Annotated in this window: 1 pseudogene; it reads left to right on the top strand. The window is 76.6% G+C overall.

From position 1 onward, the window contains the following. Positions 1–858 (top strand): annotated as a pseudogene (locus DZG00_RS15925) (sialate O-acetylesterase); the annotation flags it as partial.

Raw genomic sequence — 858 nt, 5'->3', positions numbered from 1 at the left:
CGCGCGCGTCGTCGCGCCGACCACGAGCGTCGTGACGCCGGCCGCGACCGACGGCCAGCCGTCCGCCGCGTCGATGATGCGCCTGCTGCAGGCCACCGCGGCCGCGGCGCCGTTCACCGCGACGCCCGCGCCCGTCATCACCGGCAAGGCCGTCATCGGCCAGCGCCTGCTCGTCACCACCGCGCGCTGGACCCCGGCCGCCACGACCAGCTCCAACTCCTGGCTCGTCGACGGGGTTCCCGTGAGCGGGCAGACGAGCACCGCGTACACCGTGCGCGCCGCCGACGCCGGATCCGTCATCACGGTCGCCGTCACCGGCAGCCGCTCCGGCTACGACACCAGCACGCAGACGAGCGCGCCGACCGCGACCGTCCCGACGCCCGTCGTCGCCGACTTCACGGCCGCGCCTCAGCCGACGATCACCGGCACGCCCCGGGTCGGCTTCACGCTCATGGCACGGTCGGGCACCTGGAGCCCGTGGCCGTCGTTCTCGTACTCCTGGACCCGCGACGGCGTGCTCATCGCCGGCCAGACGGGCGCGACCTACCGGGTCACCGAGGCCGACCAGGGAGCGGCGCTCGCCGTGACGGTCACCGGCACGAAGACCGGGTACGCGACGACGTCCACGACGAGCGACGGGATGACGGTCCCGGCTCCGACGCCGACGCCGACGCCGACCGCGGCTCCGACGCCGACGCCGACGGCGGCTCCGACGCCCACGCCGACGGTGGCTCCGACGACGGCTCCCGCACCGAAGCCCACCGTGGCGCCGACGCAGGCCCCGTCGCCGACGCCGACGGTCGCGCCGACGCAGGCCCCGACGCCGACGCCGACGGTCGCGCCGACGCAGGCCCCGAC

Source organism: Clavibacter lycopersici, from assembly GCF_003576405.1.
In the GTDB taxonomy this organism is placed as follows: Bacteria; Actinomycetota; Actinomycetes; order Actinomycetales; family Microbacteriaceae; genus Clavibacter; species Clavibacter lycopersici.
This window is presented reverse-complemented; position numbering and strand designations above follow the sequence as displayed.